Below are 20,347 nucleotides of genomic sequence, written 5' to 3'. Positions count from 1 at the left end.
CTCATCGACAGGTAAAGCCATATGTCCGGAAGTTTGTTCTACACGGGTCTGAGCGGCCTCGGCGTTGCACGCACCGCGCTGATGACCACGGCCCACAACACAGCCAACGTGTATACCGCCGGCTACAGCCGCCAGGTGGCAGAAATCGCCACGGGCAACGCCACTGGCACCGGCTCGGGCTTCATCGGCTCGGGTGCCAACGTCACGACCGTCTCGCGCAGCTACGACCGCTACCTGACGGCGCAGCTCTCTATTGCGCAGTCGGCCTCGGCCGCGCTCGCCACCAACAGCACGCAGATCAACCGCATCGACACCCTGCTGGCCGACAAGACCTCGGGCATCGCGCCGCTGATGCAGAGCTTTTTCACCAGCGTGCAGGGCGTGGCCAACACACCGGCCGACCCGGCCGCGCGCCAGCAGATGATCAGCTCGGCGCAGGCGCTGGCCAGCAAGTTTCGCGCGACCGACCAATACCTGTCGGACCTGAACTCCTCCGTCAATGAGCAGATCGTCGGCAGCGTGGACCAGATCAACACCTACGCCAGCAAGATCGCCAGCCTCAACCAGCAGATCAGCCAGATCAGCGCCATGGCCGGCGGGCAGCCGCCCAACGACCTGCTCGACCAGCGCGACCAGCTCGTGAGCGAGCTGAGCCAGGTGGTCGACGTGAAGGTGCTGCAGCAGGACAACGGCAAGTACAACGTGTTCATCGCCACCGGCCAGTCTTTGGTGACGGGCGACTACGCCGCCACCATGGCGGCAGTTAACTCCGCCGCCGACCCGTCGCGCAAGGCCGTGGCGCTGCAGGGCTTTGCCGGCAACACGACCGAGTTGTCAGACGGCGTCATCACCGGCGGCACGCTGGGCGGGCTCATGAGCTTTCGGCGCGACACGCTCATTCCCACGCAAAACTCCATCGGCCGGCTCGCCATGTCGGTGGCCGATGCCGTGAACGCGCAGAGCAAGCTGGGCGTGGACCTCAGCGGCGCACTGGGCAAGGACTTTTTCACGCAGTCCGTGCCGGGCGTGCTCTCCAACGCAAAGAACGCGGGCAACCTCGAACTCACCGGCACGCTCTCGAACGCGTCGCAACTCACGACCAGCGACTACAACGTGAGCGTCACCGACGTGGCCGGCACGCTGACCTACTCGGTCACCCGCCTGTCGGACAAGCAGTCGATGGGCTCCTTCACCACCTTCCCCATTACCTTCGACGGCGTGAGCCTCACGGCTGCCAGCGGTACCGCGCAGGCCGGCGACTCGTTTTTGGTGCAGCCCACGCGCACCGGCGCGCGCGACCTCGACGTGCTGACGCTCGACCCCGCCAAGGTGGCCGCGGCATCGCCCATCGTCACCGGCAATACCGTCGGCAACAAGGGCTCCGGCGCGCTGGGCGCGGCCACGGTGGATGCGAGCTACCCCGCAACGCCGCTGGGCGGCACCGTCACGCTGAGCTACGACGCGACCACCGGCAACCTGACCGGTTTTCCGGCCACCTCGGCCGTGACCGTCACGCTGGCCGATGGCACCAGCACCAGCTACGCGGCCGGCACGCCCGTGCCCTACACCGCCGGCGCAAAGATGAGCTTCGACGGCATCACCGTTGCAATGACCGGCGCGCCCGCGCAAGGCGACACCTTCACCATTGGCAAGAACACCGCGGGCGTGTCCGACGGCAGCAACGCGCTGCTGCTGGGCGCACTGCAGCGCAAGACCACCATGGCCAACGGCACGGCAACCTTCAACGGCGCCTACTCGCAGATCGTCAGCGAAGTCGGCAACCGCGCCATGGCAGTGAAGGTGGCAGCCACCACGCAAGACAGCGTTACCAGCCAGATCAAGGCCAGCCAGCAGGCCATCTCGGGCGTGAACCAGGACGAGGAGACCGCCAACCTGCTGATGTTCCAGCAGATGTACCAGGCCAATGCGAAGGTGATCCAGACCGCCTCGACCATCTTCGACACCATCCTCGGCATCGGCAGCTGAGCCAGCCCAACGTCAAGCAGACTCAACAAGGCAAAGCGATGCGCATCAGCACCCAATCTTTCTACGAACAGAACGTACTGGCCATGGGCCAGCAGCAGCAGAAGCTGTTCAGGGTCCAGCAGCAGCTGGCCACCAACTCAAAATTTCTCTCGGCAGGCGACGACCCGGTGGGCGCGGCCCGCGCACTCGGCGTCAGCCAGACGCTGTCGGAAATCTCGCAGTACGCCACCAGCCGCCAGCGCGCGTCGCGCTCGCTCTCCACCGAGGAGAACGCGCTCAACTCGGTGACCTCGATCCTGCAGAACATCAAGGCCCTGACCGTGCAAGCCGGCAACGGCACCCTGTCGGACGCCGACCGCGCATCGCTCGCCACCACCATCCAGAGCAGCTACGACCAGCTGGTGGGCATCGCCAACTCCGACGACGGCAACGGCCAGTACCTGTTCGCAGGCTTCAAGAGCGGCTCCCCGCCCTTCGTGGCCACGGCCAGCGGCGGCGTGCAGTACGTCGGCGACCAGGGCCAGCGGCTGATGCAGGTCGACGTGGCGCGCCAGATGTCTACGTCAGACGACGGCCGCAGCGTCTTCCAGTCGGTGCAAGGCGGCGCGGGCTATGTGGCGTCAGGCGCCGCGGGCAACACCGGCACCGGCGTGTTCGGCTCCGTCAGCGTGACCGACGCCACCGCGCCCAACTACGGCAAGGACTTCACCATCACCTTCAGCGCCACCGACTACACGGTGACGACCAAGGACACGCCGCCAGTGGTCGCAGCCACCGGCCCGATCTCGGCGGACACGCCCATCAACTTCGGCGGCGTGCAGATCAAGATCACCGGCACGCCGGCGGCTGGCGACAGCTTTGATGTGTCTACCGCGAAGAACGCCGGCACCGATGTGTTCGCTGCCATCGGCGAACTGGTGAGTGCGCTGCGTACGCCGCTGAGCGGTGGTGGGGCGGCTGCGCAGGCGAAGCTGCAGAACGCGCTGGCCACAGCCAACGTGAAGGTGACGAATGCGCACGACAACGTGCTGACGGTGTTGTCGTCGGTGGGCTCAAGGCAGAGCGAGATCGATGCGCTGGACTCGGGTGGTGGGGACCGCAAGCTGCAGGAAGAGTCTTATCTGTCTTCCATTGAAGACCTGGACCCGTATAGCGCGATTGCGGAGTTTTATCAGCGGCAGTCTTCGTTGCAGGCTACGCAGATGACGTTTGCTAAGTTGAATAGTATTTCGTTGTTCAATTATTTGTAGCAGAGGATTGGAGGTCGCGGATTACTATGATTGCGAGGAGGCAGGTCGGACTCTGACCCTGGATGCACTGTTGATGGCATAGTCATTCAAGCCGCTACGACGAATATCAAAGGAGGAGTAGGGATGAGAAGCTGGGAGCTGAAAGTGTGTGGGGCAGACCCTCGGAAAAACGCAAACCGCTTTTCCATCAACTATTTCAGACTTCCTCGGTTGTTGTCCGGGCTCTTAGTCCTCTTTTTCGGTATTCGTGCTTTGGCAGCGGATTCGTGCCCCTACCCTTTCGAGTATCGCGGCACGCATGAACAACGACAGGGCTATCTGGTGGTCTCGAGTGCTGAACTCGGCGAGCTATCAAAAGTTTGTGCATGGGGCAACATTCAACAGAACCTAGCAGCAGGGCTGCCAGTTTTTTCGATTAACGTCGATCGGTCATCGTCCTCGTCGCAGTGCGGACACTGGGAGAGCGGGAGGTGGCTTCATACCAGCATCGATGTCTCGATAAACAAATGGTACTTGTTGCCCAATGGAAATTGGACTAACACTCCTTCTTCATGCACCTGTAACATTTCAAAAGGGGAGCAAGCAGACCCCGTAAATGGGATGTGCCAACCAATTCCACCTGAGCCGGCGAACGACGGAAATAGTCAATCTTGTCCGGCAGGTGAGTCAGAATCCGATTGGTCTGAGTCTGTAGTTGGTAATCCCGTTCGACCAACTACCGGCGAAAAAATCGCCCAAGAAATCGACATTCGAGACGCCGGTTCTGTGGGGCTCGACTTTGTTCGCATCTATGGAAGTCGATCCGCAGAAGCCTCTGGAAGGCCGGCACTTGGTCTGGGGAAAGCTTGGTCGCATAACCATGGCTGGATATTGCAAACGAAGAGCGCGGGTTCTACGTCAATAACAACGGGATTCGCTGTAGTCGTCTCACCCAACGGTGGGCGACGCATGTTCCAGAAGGCCGCTGATACAACCATTTGGACGACAACCAATAGCGCCGACACGCTCGTCGAAGTCGAGGGAGGATGGCTATACAAAATTGCACAAGACAACAGTTCGCTCGTCTTCGATGCTGCTGGAAGGCTCCAAGCTAAAACTGATCGCGGTGGACGATCTACGTTCTATTCATACGATGGCGAGGGGCGCTTAGCCACGGTGTTCAATGCGTTCGGCCGTGTACTTTCCTTGGGGTATTCCGGGGACACACTTGCCACGGTCACAACATTTGACGGACGCGTTGTCGCGTACCTCTACGATGCTTATGAGAGGTTGATCTGGGTAATCTATCCTGACGGAAAGAGTCGAGGATTCCTTTATGAGAACAGTGCCTATCCCCAAGCCCTTACCGGAGTCATCGATGAAAGTGGGTTGAGATTCGCCACCTATGCTTTTGATGCCCAGGGAAAGGTTACGAGCACTGAACACGCTGGCGGTGTTGATCGCTATCAGCTTAGCTATACCCAAAACTCAACTGAAGGCACAACGTCCGTTACAGACCCCCTCAATACTCAGCGAACTTATTTCTATGCCTATCGTGGTGGCCACGTCGCACTGGGTAGTAGCGCAGTTCTTGGAGCAGGTGAAAACAGCGCCTCGTGGCGAGGAATTACTGATGACGGGTTGATTTATGGCATCGATGACCATAAGGGGGTACGTACGACTATCAGCTGGGACATTGCCCGGCGCTTGCCCAATACGGTAGTGCAAGCATCTGGAACGTCCGATGCCAAGACCACCACCACGCAGTGGCACACCACGTTCAATCTTCCTGCGCTGGTGTCCGAGCTTGGCCGCACCACCGCCTACACCTACGACGCTGTCGGCAACGTCCTGTCGAAGACGGTGTCCGACACAGCGACCAACAAGGCCCGGATCTGGCAATGGACCTACAACACGTCGCAGCTCGTTGACACCGCCACCGAACCCAACGGCGCGGTCACCAGCTATACCTACGACACCCGGGGCAACGTCCTCACGTCGACGAACGCGCTGGGCCATGTCACCAGCTACACCTACGACCTCGCCAACCGCGTCGTCAGCTCGACTGCCCCCAATGGCCTCGTCAGCACCTACACCTACGACTTGCGCGACCGCCTGCTGACTCAATCCGTCGGCGGTCTGACCACGGTCCTGACCTACAAGCCCTACGGCACGGTCGAGACTGTCTCCTTGCCTACAGGTCTGGCCCTTACCTACACCTACGACGCAGCCCACCGCTTGGTGGGCTGGAGCAACAACCGAGGCGAGAGCGGCACCTACACCCTGGACGGCATGGGCAACCGCACCGCCGAGCAGATCAAGGACAGCGCTGGCAACGTGGCCTGGAGCGTGGCCCGCACGGTCAACAACATCAACCGCCTCTCGGGCAGGACCGAAGGCGCGAACCAGAGCAGCACCTTCGGCTACGACGCCAACGGAGAACTGACCAGTTCGACCAACGGCCTGAACCAGAGTACCCAGTACGGCCTGGACAACCTGCGCCGCGTCAAGGCGGTAACCGACGCAGCCAACGCCAGCGCCACTCTGAGCTACAACGCTTTGGACGCGGTGACTTCAGCCAGCGACTTCAAGGGTGTCGTCACCAGCTACACCCGGGACGCCCAGGGCAATGCGACGGCCGAGAGCAGCGCCGACGTGGGCACCGCCAGCACCCAGTACGACAACCTCGGCCTGCCCACCCAGATCACCGACGCCCTCGGCCAGGCGACAACGATTACGCGCGATGCCCTGGGCCGCCCAACTGGCCTGGTCTTCGCCGACGGCAAGACCACCACCCTGCGCTACGACCTCACGGCCAACAGCAAGGGATATCTGTCCGAGATCGTCGACCGCAGCGGCACCACCGAGTACACCCGCGATGCCTTTGGCCGCGTGACCCTCAAGAAGCAGACCCTGGCCAACGGCAGCGTCCAGCAGGTCAGCTACGCCTACAACCCCAACGGCACGCTGGCCAGCATCGGCTACCCCAACGGCGGCGGCGTGCTCACGCACAGCTACGACAGCACCGGTCGCCTCACAGGCCTGAGCCTGAACGGCAACCCGCTGGTCACCGGCATCGCCTGGAACCCGCTGGGCCAGCCCACGGCGTGGAGCTGGGCGTTCGCGAGCCCCTCCATCGCAGCCAGCCGCACCTACGACACCGCACGCCGGCTGACCGCCACCGAGTTCAGCAGCTACGCCTACGACGCAGCCGGGCGCATCACCAGCCTGACGCAGAACCTCTACCAGCCCGGCGACACCGACCCGACCCACAGCACCATCGCCAATGCCAACGTCGCCTGGAGCCTGGGCTACAGCGCCGTGGGGCGCATCGTGAGCTTCAACGCCACGGGCAACACCGCAGGCTTCGGCTACGACGCCAACGGCAACCGCAGCAGCACCCGCGCTGTCGATGGTGTGAGCACCAACCGCACCTACACGGTGGGATCGACAAGCAACCAGCTCACGGGCTTCAGCCAGACCATCAACGGCGCGAGCAGCACCAGCGTCACCTACGGCTACAACGCCAACGGTGACATGGTGAGCGACGGCCTGCGCAGCTACACCTACGATGCCGAAGGGCGGCTTGCCGCGGCGACGACGGGTGCGACCGATGTCAGCCCGACCACGCGCTATGCGCACAACGCGCTGGGGCAGCGGGTGTTCAAGACGGAGCCGCTGTATCCGCCCAGCCAGGGCGACGAGGCCGACCCGGGCTTCATGCAGAGCCTGATCGCGTTCTTCACGAAGCTGTGGAGCCCGAGCACGACGCAGGCGGAGCAGCTGGGCTATGCCTACGTCTACGACGAGCAGGGCACGCTGATCGCGGAAGTGGGCAGCGGGGGCACGAACAGTGCGGGGCAGAACCAGTACATCTACCTGCCGACGGCCAATGGACCGATGCCGGTTGCGGCCATCGTCAACGGCGCCACGTTTGCAGTGCACAGCGATCACCTGAACACGCCGCGAAAGTTGACGAACGCAGATGGCCAAGCAGTCTGGCAGTGGAGCTACAGCGCGTTCGGGGAGGACAAGCCGACGCTGGCGAGGTACCGGTTCGCCAACACAGAAACGACACCGAACCCGGGCACGACGAGCATCTCGGAGGTGAAGTTCAACCTGCGGTATCCGGGGCAGCATGCGGATGAGGAATCAGGCCTCAGCTACAACTACTTCCGCAGCTATGACGCCAGGACGGGACGGTACAGTCAGCCAGATCCGATTGGACTTGACGGGGGGTGGAATCGATTTGGGTATGTGGATGCGAATCCGATAAGAGGCACCGATCCTTTTGGGCTAGCCAACTCAGCGGCCATCGGGTGGATGAAGCCAAAGCCTTCTGGATCTCCCGCCGGCACCACCTTACAAATTGGACTCTCTGGCAATTTGGGGGCAGCAGTGATAGGCCTTGCCGGCGAGGTTGGCTTAGCCACTACACCGCAGTTTGATGACGCTTGCTTCTATGCACAGTTCTGCGGGGTTGCTGGTCCACAACTTGTTGCTGCCTGCGGTATCTCATACTCGGTCGGCGATGGATTTCCTTCGAGCGGTGTCTCGACTTCCAAAGGTGTGACTTGGTTTGGAGGGGCTGGACTGGTGGGCGCAGGCCAAGTTACTGTGAACGACTCGACGCAAATGCAAGGCACGAGAGGTGGGACGCGCGGTCAGTTTGGCGGGGGTGCTGGTGTAGGCTATGTCGATTGCGTTCAAAAAACGTGGTGCTTAAGGAGGTGATATGTCCAATCGTCAGGGTTTTCTTCTTGGCTTAGTGGTCTTAGCTGTGCTCATCCCGTTAGTTGTCGTTCTGTACCGAAAACTCTATGCGGGCAAGCCACAGACGGGGCTTCACATTCAGACTGCAGGCATCTCCTTGGCTTGGATCGGAGGGGTAATCGCTCTTGCACTCGATCAAGTGGAACTCGGCGCTAAGGCTATTTTTCTGGGCTTCCTGATTGGTATCGTCGGATTGTTCGTTCACACACAATCAACTCGCAAAGAAAAAGACCGGCGGGATTGAGATCAAGTAACTGAACTCCTCAAACGAACAGCTTCTGAACACAACCATCTCAACGAAGCGACGGGCCTTGGGCACATGAGCCTTCAAAAAATGCGAGCTGGAATGGGGCGAGTGGCAGCATGAAATTTCTGAAATGGGCTGCCGTAGTAGTGCTGGTGGTTCTCCCTCTTTCTGAGGTCGCAGGCCACTTGATCATCAAGCAGACCGACGCGTACCAGACGCTGAGAAATTTCGTTCAAACCTCAGACGGCATAAGAGAAAAAGTAGGCGATCGTCCGAAGATGAGCCTTCATTTCTTCGGGTACTCGATCCGAATGTCGGGGCCAAGTGGAAACGCGGAGTTTTCCGCTTCCGTGGAAGGCTCCAGTGGGACTGGCGAGTTGCATGCGAGCCTCGTAAAAAGTGGTAATTGGAGGATCGTGTCGATGAGCCTCGATGGCCAGGAGATTCAGGTGGCAACTATCAAAGAGTCCTCCGCGGTGGTTGCTGAGAAGTAGAGCAGTGGGCTGTCGCCAGTTTCGTGGACGTCGGCCCAAGCTCTTTTTAGTTTTCTCGAATCCTGTTGGACTGGCATCGACAACCTCGAAGGTGTTCATCGCGCACCGCCTTCACTCAAGGCAACACGCAACGACTGCATCGTGGTGTCGGCCGTTTCGACCCGCCGCTGCAGTTCCTCATTGACCACCCGCACCAGCGCGCTGAGTTCGGTGCGGGTCGGATACACCTCTTCCGTATCGTTCACACCCTGCGGAACGATGAGCTTTTCGAGACACGCGTAGGCACGATGCACAGCGTGAAGGCTGTCGATGTCATCGCATGCCTGCAGCACAAGCGATTCAACGCTGGCGGCTTCAGAAGATTCGGGAAATGAAGAGACGTGCGCGGACGCGCGAGCGGATGCAGCCATGAAAGGCCTCCAAGTGATTGCGGTTTGCTGAAACCGCCGCACCCGAGACCAATCGAGGCGGCAGCTCGATGGGTTGGTCTACCGGGCAACCACTTGCGTGAAACCGGCCGGGCTCGCGCCCGCCCATCGAGCCGCCAAAAAAATGGAAGCACGAATGACGAAGCCGCAGACCCTGCGGGGAACTGCGGCTTGCGTCGCAGTGATTGCACGGGAGACCAATCCCGATCACGCCTGTTTTTGACATGACGGGCGCAGTATAGCCACGCAGACATCTGCGATCGAGAGGAGCGAGATGCCCCTATGGCCCGCAGTTCCAACCCAAATGCCGGGTGGAACCTCCTCATTTCAGCCCGTTGAGTGAAACCCTTCGTCCCACAGCGCAGGCCATGGAAACGCCTCCTCATACTGCATGGCCAAAGCCAGCAGTTCGGCATCGTGGCCGGCCGATGCGACCAGCTGGATGCCGGTCGGCAGGCCCTCTGCGTGCGCGCTTGGCAATGCAATGGCCGGCAAGCCCGCGGCATTGGCGAAGGCGGTGAAGACGGCATGTCCGCGCGGGCCGACTTCCGCGTCCGCAATCCGCTCGGGGTGGCTCTGTTCACAGGGCCAGGGCAGGGCGGCCGTCGCGGGTGTGAGGATGAAGTCGTAGCGGGCGAAGACGACTTCCATCTGTCGCTCGAGCTCACGCACTTCCACCAGTACATCGAACAGGCTGGATGCATCGAGCTTCAGGCCGGCGTCGAAATTCGCCTGCGCGACCGCGCCGCAGCCTGAGAGATCCGGCTGCACGCCCTCGGGCAATCCGAACTCGGGCCATTGCCATGCGCGCTGGAGCATCCAGGCGAGCCCTGCATTGGAAAGCGTCGGCCACAGCGCGTTGATCGCCTCCGACCAGTTCACCTGCTGTTGTGCTTCGTCCACCGCATGCCCCAACGCGGCAAAACCCTCGGCCGCGCGACGCACCGACGCGGCAATGTTGCGGTCGACGGCATGGGTGCCGAAGCGGGGCACGAAAAGAATGCGAGACGGCGTGGGCCGGCCGGCCTCCAGGCGCGATCCTGCGATTGCCGCCGTCAGATGCTGTACGTCTTTCACGCAGCGACCGATTCCGCCGGCCACTTCGTAGTCGAGGAATATCTCGGGCAAGCCGCGCTCCCTGCGCACGAGGCCGCGCGAAGGCTTGAATCCCACAAGACCGCAATGCGATGCAGGCCGGCGGATGGAGCCGCCGCCATCGGTGGCCAGGGCCAGCGGCCCCAGGCCCGCCGCGACCGCCGCCGCGGCACCGCCCGACGATCCGCCCGGCGTCAGCGCGGTGTCCCAGGGGTTGCGGGTCGTACCGTGCAGGGCGTTGGAGGTGTAGCCCTGCATCGCGAATTCAGGCAGGTTCGATTTGCCGAACAGCACGGCGCCTGCCGCGCGCAGGCGCGCCACGGGCAGCTCGTCGTGCGATGCGACAAAGCCCTGCAGCAGCCTGCTCCCCCACGACGTGGGAAGACCCGCGACGTGCATGTTGTCCTTGACGCTCACTGGCACGCCGTCGAGCGGGCCCAGCGGCCGGCCGGTGGCCCAGCGTGCCGTGCTGGACGCCGCCGCGCGCCGCGCACCTTCCCGGTCGAGTGCCACGAAGGCGTTGAGCGACGGCTCGCAAGCCTCGGTGCGTGCCAGGCACGCCTGCAGCGCGTCGAGGGGTGTGAACAACTGCTTTGCGTACCCGGCAGTCAACTGCGCCGCACTGAGGCGCCATGGCTCGTTCATGTCGTGGGCGCGCCTTACTGCGGCAAATCGCCGGCGGGGCGGCCCAGCCACTTGACAGCCAGCTTGTCGAGTTCGCCGCTCTTCTTCGCATCGAGCAAGATCTCGTTGACCTTGAGCCGCAGCGCGTCCTCTCCCTTGGCCACGCCGACGAAGTTCGGGGAATCCTTCAGCACGAACTTGAGCTCGCTCCCGAGTTGCGGGTTCTTCGCCATCATGGTGCTCGCCACCTGGGCGCTGGTTGCCACCAGCTGCGTCTGTCCGGCGACAAAGGCCGAGATGGTCGCGTTGTTGTCCTCGAAGCGGCGCAACTCCACGGAGGCCGGTGCCACCTTGGTGAGTTCCGCGTCGTCCACGGAGCCGCGCGTGACGGAGATGGACTTGCCCGCGAGCTCGGCCGGCGCTTTCACGGACAGCGTCTTCGGGCCGAACACTGCGATGAAGAAGGGCGAGTAGGCCACCGTGAAGTCGATGACTTTCTCGCGCTCCGGGTTCTTGCCCAGCGTCGAGATCACGAGGTCGGCCTTCTTGGTCTGCAGATAAGGGATGCGGTTCGCCGTCGAGACCGGAATCAATTCGACCTTGGCGCCGAGCTTGCCGGCGATCAGCCGCGCGACCTCGATGTCCAGCCCCTGGGGCGCCATGTCCGGGCCGACCGAGCCGTAGGGCGGAAAGTCGGTGGGAATCGCGATCCGGACCGTCTTGCTCTTCGTGATCGTGTCCAGCGTGTTCTGTGCGTGCGAGGCACCGGCTGCGAGAAAGGTGAGGGCGGCTGCGAGGCCGAGGGAAAGGTGGCGTTTGCTGAACATGGTGGCGTGCTCCGGGGTTGGGATGGGCGTTGAGAAGAAGTCGGCAGGGAAATCAGGGGCGCGTGGCAGGGGGTGCTTCACCGGGGCGCAGACAGCGGCGTGAGCGCGAGCCGCAGCTCGGCCAACGGGTCGGGCGTCTGGTCAGCGGGCACCCGCAGCTTGAGTTGCCAGGTCGACAGGTGGGTGAAGACGCGCTGTTCGGCCAGGGCCATGTCGCCGGCTTCCAGCGCCTCGACGATGGCGCTGTGCTCGCTGAAGGAGTGCGCAGCCTCGTCTTCCGACTGGTAGCGCAAGGCGATCAGCATCGTGCGTGCGGTGAGGTCGCGAACCGTGGCCGCGAGCACGCTGTTCCCCAGGCATTCGGCCAGGCAGACGTGAAAGTCTCCCAGCAGGAAGCTGCGCGCTCCCACATCGGTGCTTTCGACCGCTTCGCGCTGACGCTTCAGGTGCGTGCGCAGCCGCTGCAGCGCCTTGGAGGCCGGAGGCTTGCTGCACCGGATGAGGCCGGTCTCGATCACGAGGCGTGCGTCGAAAGCGGCCTGGGCTTCCTCCGGCGACAGCTCGACCAGGTACCACCCGCGACGCGCGCTGGCCTTCACCATGCCGCGAACCGACAAGGTGGTGAGCGCCTCGCGCACCACCGCGCGCGGTGCATCGAAGAGATCGCACAGTTGCTGTTCGCCGAGGCGGGCACCCGGTGCGAGCTTCTTGGCGAGGACGGCCTCGACGATGCGCTCGCTGATGTCGGTGGAAGATGGCATGAATCTGATCAAGCAGATCTCATGCCATCTGATTAATCAGTTTGATGCACCAGTTTGGATCTTCATGCGATCCGGGTCCTTTGCATCACCTTTGAATCAGGGCCGCAACCCCTGCGTAACCCGCAACATATTCCCCACAGCCTCCCCAAACCGAGGCTCCAGAAACGCCCCCAGATTCGGCATCAACAGCTGCATCATGAAAATCCCCGCCAGCAGCGTCAGCGGAAAGCCCACTGCGAAGATGCTGAACTGCGGCGATGCCCGGTTCAGGATGCCCATTGCCAGGTTCAGCGTAAGCAGCGCGGTAATCAGCGGCAGCGCCAGCATCAGCCCGCTGGCAAAGATGTCGCCCCCGGCCAGCACCAGGAACATCCACCCACCAGACGCAAGCGGCGCATCGGCAATCGGCAGTGTTTGAAAGCTCTCAGCCAGCGCGTTCACCATCAGCAGATGCCCGTCGAGCGCCAGGAAGATCAGCATCGCCAGCATGTTCAGCAGGCGCGACACCACCATGGTGCTGCCGTGGCTCATCGGGTCGAAGAACGATGCGAACGACAAGCCCATCTGCAGGCCGATGTACTCGCCCGCAGCCAGCACGGCGGTGAACACCAGCCGCACGGTGAAGCCCATGGCCACGCCGATCAACACCTGCTGCACGATGATCCACACGCCGCCTGCGGACACCACCGGCACGGCCGGCAGCGGCCCGATGGTGGGCGAGATCACGAAGGCCAGCATGGCGGCAATGGCCACCTTCACGGGCCGCGGCACCCACGCTTCGCCGAAGATCGGCGCGGTGCTCACCAGTGCGAGCATGCGCACAAAGGGCCAGAGGAAGGCCACCATCCAGCCCTCGAGCTGGGCCGAGGTGACCGAGATGATCGACGGGGTCACGTCACCTCAAATCACGTCACGCCAGCATCTGCGGAATGCCGGCGAACAGCGCGCGGATGTAGTCGAGCATGCGGTCGAGCATCCATGGACCTGCGATCACCAGCGTCGCGAACACGGCGAGCAGCTTGGGAATGAAGGACAGCGTGGCTTCATTGATCTGCGTGGCCGCCTGGAAGATGCTCACTATCAGGCCGATGATCAGCGCCACCAGCAGCAGCGGCGCGCCGATGAGCAGCGAGATTTCCATGGCCCGGTAGCCCATGGTCATGACGGATTCGGGGTTCATCTCTGCGTACCTAGAGGTAGAAGCTTTGCGCGAGCGCGCCGATGAGCAGTTGCCAGCCGTCGGCCAGAACGAAGAGCATCAGCTTGAAGGGCAGCGCGATGGAAGCAGGCGGCACCATCATCATGCCCATGGACATCAGCACGCTGGCCACCACGAGGTCGATGATGAGAAATGGTATGAAGATGGTGAAGCCGATCTGGAACGCGGTCTTCAGCTCGCTGATGACGAAGGAGGGCAGCAGTATGCGCAAGGGCACGTCTTCGGGGCCCTGCATCTCGGGCACCTTGGCGAGCCGGGCGAACAGGGCCAGGTCGTTCTCGCGGGTCTGCTTGAGCATGAAGGTCTTGAAGGGCGCAATGCCGCGCTCCAGCGCGGTGTCGACGCTGATCTTGTTCTCGGAGAAGGGCTTGTAGGCCTCGCTGTAGGCCTTGTCGAGCACCGGTGACATCACGAAGAAGGTGAGGAAGAGCGACAGCCCCACCAATATCTGATTGGGCGGCGATGTCTGCGTGCCGATGGCGGTGCGCAGCAGGCCCAGCACGATGAGGATGCGCGTGAAGCTGGTCATCGACAGCAGCAGCGCGGGCAGGAAGGTGAGCGAGGTCAGCAGCACCATGGTCTGCACGCTCAGCGACCAGGTCTGGCTGCCGCCGGGGCCGGGCGTGCTGGTGATGCCGGGCAGGCCCTGCGTCCATGCAACGGCGGGCAGCAGCGTGGCGGCGAGCAACAGCAGCGCGGCGCGCAGGCCGCGGCGCAATGCGGGGTTCTTCATGGGGCAGGACGATGCGGCTTGCCCGAGAGGGCTTCACGCAGCTTGCGGGCAAAGAGTTCGACGGGCGTGGGTGCGACCGATGGCGACGCGGAGGCTGCAGCGGCCGCATGGGCCTGCGCCGGCAGTGTGTGCAGCGTGTTGACCTGGCTCGGCGTAACGCCCAGCACCAGCCAGGTGTCGCCCACTTCCACCACGACCACGCGCTCGCGCTGGCCGACTGCGGCGCTCGACACCACCTTCACCAGTTGGCCGCTGCCCAGGCGCTGAAGGCCGAAGCGCCGCGCCAGCCAGGCGCACAGAAAAATCAGGCCGACCACCGCCGCCATGCCGAAGCCGGCCTGCAGCAGGCCCGATGCGCCGACGGCGGCCGGAGCCACGTCGTGAACGGGCGTGGGCACGGTGGGAAGGCTCATGCGCGCGCGAGCTTCTGCATGCGCTCGGAGGGCGTGACGATGTCGGTCAGGCGAATGCCGTACTTCTCGTTCACCACCACCACCTCGCCTTGCGCAATGAGGTAGCCGTTGATCAGCACGTCCAGCGGTTGGCCGGCCAGGCCGTCGAGCTCCACCACCGAGCCCTGCGACAGCTGCAGCAGGTTCTTGATGGTGATGCGCGTGCGGCCGATCTCGGCGGTGAGCTGCACCGGCACGTCGAGCACGCGAGCGATATCTACCGGCGTGGTGGACGAGTGCGCGGGAGCCGGCGCGTCCTGGATCTGCTGGAAGACCTGCGCGGTGGCGGGCGCGAATGTGGGTGCGGGGGCGGGTTCGGATGCGGCAGGGGCCGAGGCGGCCGTCTGCTCCGCCAGGGCGCTGGCCCAGTCGTCCGCGTCGCTGCTGCCGGAAGAGGTGTTGTCAGTCATGGTCGTTCTTCAAATCGCTGTCTTGGTGGGAGATCATGTGTTGCACGCGCAGCGCATAGCGCTCGTTGGAGGTGCCGTAGCCGCACTCCATCACCGGCACGCCGCCGACCTTGGCGACGACCGTCTCGGGCAGCTCGATGGGAATCACGTCGCCGATCTGCAGCTTCATCACTTCGCCCAGCGTCGATGGCATGGTCACGAAGTCGGCCACCAGCTCGACGTCGGCGGCCTGCATCTGGCGCGACATCTGCTTGACCCAGCGCTTGTCGACCTCGACCTCGTCCTGGATCGGGTTGGACAGCAGGTCGCGGATCGGCTCGATCATCGAGTAGGGAATGCACACGTGCAGGAAGCCGCCGACGGGGCCGAACTCGATCTGCAGCGTGGTGTTGATCACCACCTCGTTGGGCGCGACGATGTTGGCGAGCTTGCCGTGCATCTCGGCGCGCACGTAGTCGAAGTCGAGCGGAAACACCGGCTGCCATGCGTCGCCATAGCACTGCAGCGACAGGTCGAGCAGGCGCTTGATGATGCGCTGCTCGGTGCGCGTGAAGTCGCGGCCTTCCACGCGCACGTGGTAGCGGCCGTCGCTGCCGAACAGGTTGTCCACCACGAGAAACACCAGCTTCGGGTCGAACACGAAGAGGGCGGTGCCGCGCAGCGGCTTCATGTGGATCATGTTGATGTTCGCGGGCACCGGCAGGTGCCGCACGAACTCGCCGTACTGCTGGATCTGCACCGGCCCCACCGAGATGTCGGGGCTGCGGCGCATGAAGTTCAGCAGCGCGCCGCGCAGGCCGCGCGCAAAGCGGTCGTTGATGACCTCCAGCGTGTGCATGCGGTTGCGCACCACACGGTCGGGCGCGCCGAGGTCGTAGGCCGGCAGGCCGTCCTTCGGCGGTGCGGGAGAGGCCGCCTGGTCGAGGTCTCCGCCGGTGACGCCTTGCAGAAGCGCATCGACCTCGTCCTGGGAGAGCACCTGTTCATACGCCATGGATCGCTTGTCCGAAGGAAGAGGTGGTCACTGCACGACGAACGTGTTGAAGGAGACGCTGGAGATGCCCAGTTCGGGCGTGTCCGGGGCCAGCGGGGTGCTCAGCGCCTTGCGGATCTCCTCGGCCAGCTTGGCCTTGTCTTCTGGCGCCACCACCGATTCGGGCGCGCGGTTCGACAGCAGGAGCAGCAGGCGGCTGCGCACCTCGGGCATGAACTCGACGAGCTGCGCCTTGGTCTGCTCGTCGCGCACGCGCACCGCCATGCCGATCTGCAGGAAGCGGCCGCGGCCTTCCGACTGCAGGTTGACGGTGAGCGGCTCGAGCGTCAGGAAGATGGGCTTCTCGGGCGTCGGCGCCTTGGCCGTTTCGGTGGAGGCGGCGCCCATGAAGCGGGGCAGGAAGACATACGCGGCCGCGCCGCCGGCAGCGATCAGGCCGACGGCGATCACGATTCCGATCAGCAGCTTCGAGGAGCGGCGGGGGGCCAGCGTTGCGGAGATGGCCGGTGCGACAGTTGCGGCGGGTGATGAGGTAGCCATGGTTAAGCGGTTTTTCTTGTCCGATCTATTCTTTGCGAAGTCCCTCGCGAACGAACGGCCGAACAAGCGCACAAAGGCGTTTCATATCCGTTCATTGCGGGGCGCCGCACAGGGCGCCGTCGCGGGCGGGGGGCGAATGTGTTGCCGGGGCTCAGGCGAAGGTGTCCACCCCGGCTGCGTTGTTGGAAGCACCCGCGCGCACGGCGGCGAGGGGCGCAATTGCCGGGGCGCTTGCCGTGGTGCGGCCTGTGCCGGGGTACGGGGAGGCCGCCTGCTGCCGCGCGGCGTTCTGCTGCTGTTGCTGGCTTTGCTGCTGTGCGAAGGCGGCGTCGTTGCCGAAGGGCTGGCGGGTTTCCGCGCCGACCGAGGTCTGGCCCAGCGTGATGCCCTGCTCCGACAGCGAAGTGCGCAGCTGCGGCAGCGCGGCCTCGATGGCCTTGCGCACGCTCTCATGGGCCGACACGAACATGGCCTGCGCCTGGTTGTCACCCATCGACAGCGTCACCTTGAGCGGGCCGAGGCCGGCTGGGTTCAGGTTGAGTTCGGCCGTGTGATTACCGCTGGTGCTCATGCGCGCCAGCTGCTGGCCAAGGGCCGGCGCCCATTTGTCGCTGCCGACTTCGGGGGCGATGGTGTGCACGGGGGCGCGTGTGGCGGCCGTGTCGTTCGCGCTGCCTGATGAAGCGGTTGCTACAGCGGCGGGCTGCTGGAGCGCGATGGGTGCCACGGGTGGCTGGGCGTCCGTGTCGCTGGCGGTCGCGGCTGCCACTGCTGCAATGGGCGCGGCCTTGGCTTGTGCATCGTCGGCCGCTTCGGGTTGCTGCGCGGCGCTGGCCAGTTGCTCTGCGGTGGTGGCGCTCACGGGGGCGCGCGATGCGGCGCCGCGGCCGGTCGCGGCGGTGCCGACCGGCGAACCGGCGGGAGCGGATGCGGGCTTCGCGATGCCGACGGACATGGTCTGTGCCGCGATGGCGGCGCGGGCGAGTTCGTGCAGCGAGGCGGCTGGCGCGGTGTCGGCCTGGAGTTGCGCCGCCTGGGTGGCGGGCAGTGCGGCCGTCGCGGGTTTCGTGGCGGCATCTTTCGAGACCACAGCGGCTTCGGGTGCGGCCGATGCATCGGCGACGGCTGCATCGGCGCCAAGCGTCTTCGCGGCAGCGGCCTGCAGGGCCGGGTCCAGCGGAATGTCTGCCGCCGCACCGGCGGGCGACGTTGCGGCGGTGGCGTCGGCCGCGCCTTCACCCTGTTGCTGTTGAGCAGAGCGCCCCGCGAGCGTCAGCGCATGCAGCGGCGTGTGCGCCGTCCCGAGAAAGGCGAGGTTCGGATCGGCGGGCAGCGCGTCTTCTTTCTTCGTGTCTTCATCCGCGCCGGGCTTGCGCACCGGCTTGCGGTCGATGGCGGCGACATCCTGTGCGCTGTCTTTCGGCGCCGCGTCGCCGTGGCTGCCGTTGTTTGCGCGCGAACGCTCCAGCGCCGCGCCAAAGCTGCGGCCCTGGTCTTCGTCCGCGCCGCGGTTGCGCACGCCGGTCTGCGCGGCAGGCTGGCTGGTGGCGTTCGTCATGACGGGGGGCGTGATCATGGGAGTCATGTCGGTTCCTGCGTGGAGATTCAATCAGTGGACTCAAAGAGTCGGGTGCGAGGCGCGGTCGAAGAACTTGCGCGCCGCGCGCTCGTCGCTGTCGCGCTGCTCGCGCTTGGCCTCGGCCATCATTTCCTGCATGCGCACGCGCTCGGCCAGCGTGTCGAAGGAGCTCAGGCGGCGCTTCTGCTGCTGCCAGTCGGTGCGGCCGGTGTCGAGCCGGGTCTCGGTCTGCGCCGCGATGGCGCGCTGCTGCTCGATGGCGCCGTCCAGCGTGCCCAGGAAGTTGCGGTAGTTGCGCCACTGCGAAGAAGGCAGGCCGTCGCGCATCAACGCGTCGAGCTGGTCGTGATAGTCCTGCCGGTACTGCAGCAGCAGTTCGAGCTTCTGGCTGGCGTTGAGGTGCGCGTTCTGCAGCGCACCCAGGCGCCGCGCGGCGTCGTCGGTCTGCGTGTGCGCCAGGTCGATCAGCATGCCGAGAGGGAGCTTGCGTGTCATTTCGTGAATCTCTGCGGTGTTGTTGTCGTGGATGCGCGCTGCTCGGTCGCGAACAGGCCTTCGAGGTGCCCGATCGACTCGGCGTAGCCCGCGCGTTCGTCCATCGACTGCTGCAGGAAGCCTTCGATGCGCGGGTACATCGCGATGGCCTGGTCGAGCTGCAGGTCGTGCCCGGGCGCATAGGCGCCCACGCTGATCAGGTCGCGGTTGCGCTGGTAGCGCGAGAGCATCTGCTTGAAGCGGCGCACCGAGTCGTACTGCGAAGACGGAATCAGCGCGGTCATGGCGCGGCTGATGGAAGCCTCGATGTCGATGGCAGGGTAGTGCCCGGCCTCGGCCAGCGTGCGCGAGAGCACCACGTGGCCGTCGAGAATCGCGCGCGCCGAGTCGGCAATCGGGTCCTGCTGGTCGTCGCCCTCGGAAAGCACTGTGTAGAAGGCGGTGATCGAGCCGCCGCGCCCCTGCGCATCGCGTGCGCCGTTGCCCGCGCGCTCCACCAGCGCCGGCAGCTTGGCGAACACCGAAGGCGGATAGCCCTTGGTGGCAGGCGGCTCGCCCACGGCCAGCGCAATCTCGCGCTGCGCCATCGCGTAGCGGGTGAGCGAGTCCATGATGAGCAGCACGTCCTTGCCGCGGTCGCGGAAGTATTCGGCCAGGCAGGTTGCATACGCCGCGCCCTGCAGGCGCAGCAGCGGGGAGTTGTCGGCAGGCGCGGCCACCACCACCGCGCGGGCCAGGCCCTCTTCACCCAGCGTGTTCTCGATGAAGTCTTTCACCTCGCGGCCGCGTTCGCCGATCAGGCCGACGACGATGACCTCGGCGCTGGTGTAGCGCGCCATCATGCCCAGCAGCACGCTCTTGCCTACGCCGGAGCCGGCGAACAGGCCCATGCGCTGGCCGCGGCCGACGGTGAGCATCGCGTTGATGGCCCGCACGCCCACGTCGAGCACCGAATCGATGGGTGCGCGCGACAGCGGGTTGACGGGCGGCGTGCTCAGCGGCACCTTGCGCGCGATGTCGAGCGGACCGAGCCCGTCGAGCGGCCGGCCGGCCGCATCGACCACGCGGCCGAGCATGCCTTCGCCCACGGGCAGGCGCTTGGTGTGGGCGTTGCCGATCATGCCGGCTGCATCGGGCTCCGGCGAGCCGGGCCGCGCGAACACGCGCGCTCCGGGCACCAGGCCCGCCACTTCGGTCTGCGACATCAGGAACAGGCGGTCGCCGGCGAAGCCAACGACCTCGGCTTCGGCGTGACGCTGCGGATGGCCGGGCGGCAGTTCGATCAGGCAGTCGCTGCCCACGGGCAGTTGCAGGCCCACGGCTTCGAGCACCAGCCCGACGGCGCGGGTGAGGCGGCCCGAGGCGATGGTGGTCTCGCAATGCGCGACGTTGGCGCGCGCTTTCTCCAGCGCGGCGCGCACCGATTGCAGATGGGCGTTGGGGGCAGCGGTAGTCTGCATG

General features: G+C 64.5%; 19 protein-coding genes and 1 pseudogene. 6 read left to right on the top strand and 14 right to left on the bottom strand.

Annotated features, from left to right (window positions below):
* The first annotated feature begins 21 nt into the window (after positions 1 to 21).
* From flgK to BMW87_RS15640, 6 genes and pseudogenes are all read left to right on the top strand, one after another.
* Entirely contained in the window at positions 22 to 1,986 is a 1,965-nt protein-coding gene (gene flgK, locus BMW87_RS15660; RefSeq protein ID WP_093077304.1) for a flagellar hook-associated protein FlgK, read from the top strand.
* A 38-nt stretch (positions 1,987 to 2,024) separates the two neighbouring features.
* On the top strand, positions 2,025 to 3,236 hold the full coding sequence (gene flgL / locus BMW87_RS15655) for a flagellar hook-associated protein FlgL (RefSeq protein WP_093077303.1): 1,212 nt from the start codon (positions 2,025 to 2,027) through the stop codon (positions 3,234 to 3,236).
* A 123-nt stretch (positions 3,237 to 3,359) separates the two neighbouring features.
* Positions 3,360 to 4,115: pseudogene (locus BMW87_RS35745) on the top strand (DUF6531 domain-containing protein); the annotation flags it as partial.
* Between the two features lie 69 nt (positions 4,116 to 4,184).
* A complete protein-coding gene (locus BMW87_RS15650; protein ID WP_177192781.1) occupies positions 4,185 to 7,949 on the top strand; it encodes an RHS repeat-associated core domain-containing protein in 3,765 nt (1,254 codons plus the stop codon).
* A gap of 1 nt (position 7,950) precedes the next feature.
* On the top strand, positions 7,951 to 8,232 hold the full coding sequence (locus BMW87_RS15645; protein ID WP_093077300.1) for a hypothetical protein: 282 nt from the start codon (positions 7,951 to 7,953) through the stop codon (positions 8,230 to 8,232).
* A gap of 119 nt (positions 8,233 to 8,351) precedes the next feature.
* A complete protein-coding gene (locus BMW87_RS15640) occupies positions 8,352 to 8,729 on the top strand; it encodes a cytochrome c oxidase assembly factor Coa1 family protein (protein ID WP_093077298.1) in 378 nt (125 codons plus the stop codon).
* Positions 8,730 to 8,824: 95 nt separating this feature from the next.
* On the opposite strand, the gene BMW87_RS35485 is transcribed toward BMW87_RS15640, so the two are convergent.
* From BMW87_RS35485 to fliI, 14 genes are all read right to left on the bottom strand, one after another.
* The gene (locus BMW87_RS35485) at positions 8,825 to 9,139 is read right to left on the bottom strand and encodes a hypothetical protein (RefSeq protein WP_093077297.1); all 315 of its coding nucleotides are present in this window, start codon (positions 9,137 to 9,139) and stop codon (positions 8,825 to 8,827) included.
* A 345-nt stretch (positions 9,140 to 9,484) separates the two neighbouring features.
* Positions 9,485 to 10,897, bottom strand: a complete 1,413-nt coding sequence (locus BMW87_RS15630) for an amidase (protein ID WP_093077295.1) — start codon at positions 10,895 to 10,897, stop codon at positions 9,485 to 9,487.
* 14 nt (positions 10,898 to 10,911) lie between these two features.
* Entirely contained in the window at positions 10,912 to 11,703 is a 792-nt protein-coding gene (locus BMW87_RS15625; RefSeq protein WP_093077294.1) for a transporter substrate-binding domain-containing protein, read from the bottom strand.
* Positions 11,704 to 11,780: 77 nt separating this feature from the next.
* A complete protein-coding gene (locus tag BMW87_RS15620; protein ID WP_093077292.1) occupies positions 11,781 to 12,464 on the bottom strand; it encodes a GntR family transcriptional regulator in 684 nt (227 codons plus the stop codon).
* A gap of 96 nt (positions 12,465 to 12,560) precedes the next feature.
* Positions 12,561 to 13,346, bottom strand: a complete 786-nt coding sequence (fliR, locus tag BMW87_RS15615; RefSeq protein ID WP_177192793.1) for a flagellar biosynthetic protein FliR — start codon at positions 13,344 to 13,346, stop codon at positions 12,561 to 12,563.
* Between the two features lie 28 nt (positions 13,347 to 13,374).
* Positions 13,375 to 13,644: a flagellar biosynthesis protein FliQ gene (fliQ, locus tag BMW87_RS15610; protein ID WP_093058547.1), complete on the bottom strand. Its 270-nt coding sequence runs from the start codon at positions 13,642 to 13,644 to the stop codon at positions 13,375 to 13,377.
* A gap of 10 nt (positions 13,645 to 13,654) precedes the next feature.
* Complete coding sequence (gene fliP, locus BMW87_RS15605; RefSeq protein ID WP_093077291.1) at positions 13,655 to 14,416, bottom strand: flagellar type III secretion system pore protein FliP; 762 nt, start codon at positions 14,414 to 14,416, stop codon at positions 13,655 to 13,657.
* Complete coding sequence (gene fliO, locus BMW87_RS15600; protein WP_093077289.1) at positions 14,413 to 14,829, bottom strand: flagellar biosynthetic protein FliO; 417 nt, start codon at positions 14,827 to 14,829, stop codon at positions 14,413 to 14,415. Before fliO ends, fliP begins: the two co-directional genes overlap by 4 nt.
* Positions 14,826 to 15,278, bottom strand: a complete 453-nt coding sequence (gene fliN, locus BMW87_RS15595) for a flagellar motor switch protein FliN (protein WP_093077287.1) — start codon at positions 15,276 to 15,278, stop codon at positions 14,826 to 14,828. The genes fliO and fliN overlap by 4 nt, the downstream gene beginning before the upstream one ends.
* Entirely contained in the window at positions 15,271 to 16,272 is a 1,002-nt protein-coding gene (gene fliM, locus BMW87_RS15590; RefSeq protein ID WP_093058551.1) for a flagellar motor switch protein FliM, read from the bottom strand. Before fliM ends, fliN begins: the two co-directional genes overlap by 8 nt.
* A gap of 27 nt (positions 16,273 to 16,299) precedes the next feature.
* The gene (fliL, locus tag BMW87_RS15585) at positions 16,300 to 16,812 is read right to left on the bottom strand and encodes a flagellar basal body-associated protein FliL (RefSeq protein WP_093077286.1); all 513 of its coding nucleotides are present in this window, start codon (positions 16,810 to 16,812) and stop codon (positions 16,300 to 16,302) included.
* 151 nt (positions 16,813 to 16,963) lie between these two features.
* Positions 16,964 to 18,388, bottom strand: coding sequence for a flagellar hook-length control protein FliK (locus BMW87_RS15580; RefSeq protein ID WP_177192780.1), 1,425 nt, complete (start codon positions 18,386 to 18,388; stop codon positions 16,964 to 16,966).
* 42 nt (positions 18,389 to 18,430) lie between these two features.
* Complete coding sequence (fliJ, locus tag BMW87_RS15575) at positions 18,431 to 18,886, bottom strand: flagellar export protein FliJ (protein WP_093058554.1); 456 nt, start codon at positions 18,884 to 18,886, stop codon at positions 18,431 to 18,433.
* Positions 18,883 to 20,346 (bottom strand): flagellar protein export ATPase FliI, encoded by a 1,464-nt coding sequence (gene fliI / locus BMW87_RS15570; protein ID WP_093058555.1) that lies wholly within the window; start codon positions 20,344 to 20,346, stop codon positions 18,883 to 18,885. The genes fliJ and fliI overlap by 4 nt, the downstream gene beginning before the upstream one ends.
* Position 20,347: the final 1 nt, after the last annotated feature.

It is taken from the genome of Variovorax sp. OV084 (assembly GCF_900111625.1).
Lineage (GTDB): Bacteria > Pseudomonadota > Gammaproteobacteria > Burkholderiales > Burkholderiaceae_C > Variovorax.
This window is presented reverse-complemented; position numbering and strand designations above follow the sequence as displayed.

What these genes read in the sequence shown, in the direction of transcription:
- flgK (WP_093077304.1), top strand. Translation starts at nt 22, where the DNA reads ATGTCCGGAAGTTTGTTCTACACGGGTCTGAGCGGCCTCGGCGTTGCA.
- flgL (WP_093077303.1), top strand. Translation starts at nt 2,025, where the DNA reads ATGCGCATCAGCACCCAATCTTTCTACGAACAGAACGTACTGGCCATG.
- BMW87_RS15650 (WP_177192781.1), top strand. Translation starts at nt 4,185, where the DNA reads ATGTTCCAGAAGGCCGCTGATACAACCATTTGGACGACAACCAATAGC.
- BMW87_RS15645 (WP_093077300.1), top strand. Translation starts at nt 7,951, where the DNA reads ATGTCCAATCGTCAGGGTTTTCTTCTTGGCTTAGTGGTCTTAGCTGTG.
- BMW87_RS15640 (WP_093077298.1), top strand. Translation starts at nt 8,352, where the DNA reads ATGAAATTTCTGAAATGGGCTGCCGTAGTAGTGCTGGTGGTTCTCCCT.
- BMW87_RS35485 (WP_093077297.1), bottom strand. Translation starts at nt 9,139, where the DNA reads ATGGCTGCATCCGCTCGCGCGTCCGCGCACGTCTCTTCATTTCCCGAA.
- BMW87_RS15630 (WP_093077295.1), bottom strand. Translation starts at nt 10,897, where the DNA reads ATGAACGAGCCATGGCGCCTCAGTGCGGCGCAGTTGACTGCCGGGTAC.
- BMW87_RS15625 (WP_093077294.1), bottom strand. Translation starts at nt 11,703, where the DNA reads ATGTTCAGCAAACGCCACCTTTCCCTCGGCCTCGCAGCCGCCCTCACC.
- BMW87_RS15620 (WP_093077292.1), bottom strand. Translation starts at nt 12,464, where the DNA reads ATGCCATCTTCCACCGACATCAGCGAGCGCATCGTCGAGGCCGTCCTC.
- fliQ (WP_093058547.1), bottom strand. Translation starts at nt 13,644, where the DNA reads ATGAACCCCGAATCCGTCATGACCATGGGCTACCGGGCCATGGAAATC.
- fliP (WP_093077291.1), bottom strand. Translation starts at nt 14,416, where the DNA reads ATGAAGAACCCCGCATTGCGCCGCGGCCTGCGCGCCGCGCTGCTGTTG.
- fliO (WP_093077289.1), bottom strand. Translation starts at nt 14,829, where the DNA reads ATGAGCCTTCCCACCGTGCCCACGCCCGTTCACGACGTGGCTCCGGCC.
- fliN (WP_093077287.1), bottom strand. Translation starts at nt 15,278, where the DNA reads ATGACTGACAACACCTCTTCCGGCAGCAGCGACGCGGACGACTGGGCC.
- fliM (WP_093058551.1), bottom strand. Translation starts at nt 16,272, where the DNA reads ATGGCGTATGAACAGGTGCTCTCCCAGGACGAGGTCGATGCGCTTCTG.
- fliL (WP_093077286.1), bottom strand. Translation starts at nt 16,812, where the DNA reads ATGGCTACCTCATCACCCGCCGCAACTGTCGCACCGGCCATCTCCGCA.
- BMW87_RS15580 (WP_177192780.1), bottom strand. Translation starts at nt 18,388, where the DNA reads ATGATCACGCCCCCCGTCATGACGAACGCCACCAGCCAGCCTGCCGCG.
- fliJ (WP_093058554.1), bottom strand. Translation starts at nt 18,886, where the DNA reads ATGACACGCAAGCTCCCTCTCGGCATGCTGATCGACCTGGCGCACACG.
- fliI (WP_093058555.1), bottom strand. Translation starts at nt 20,346, where the DNA reads ATGCAGACTACCGCTGCCCCCAACGCCCATCTGCAATCGGTGCGCGCC.